The organism is Photobacterium sp. R1, from assembly GCF_054600795.1.
Map to the genome: position 1 here is coordinate 1 of NZ_BAAHZP010000345.1, position 310 is coordinate 310.

1 pseudogene is annotated in these 310 nt (G+C 56.1%); it reads right to left on the minus strand.

Going from position 1 to position 310, the window contains the following annotated elements:
- Positions 1–310 (minus strand): annotated as a pseudogene (locus ACYP03_RS25350) (adenosine deaminase); the annotation flags it as partial.

Here is a 310-nt window from a genome sequence, read left to right on the forward strand (position 1 = left end):
TTAACGCTTGGCCGCCATCTCACGCAGGGCGTTCTTCTCGCTGTCAGACAGAAATGCCAGTTCCAGGCCATTGATTTGCGCCTGACGGATTTGCTCCGGTGTCAGACCTGCTTTCGGCGCAGCCACTTCGTACTCGTATGGCAGCTCAATGCCTTCCACGGCCGGGTCATCGGTATTCAGACAGGCCAGAATACCGTGGTCGAGAAACTGCTTGAGCGGGTGACCGGCCAGGCTGGCGACAGTGCTGGTCTGGATATTCGACGTCAGACAGGACTCAATACCGATTTTGTGTTCGGCCAGATAATCCATC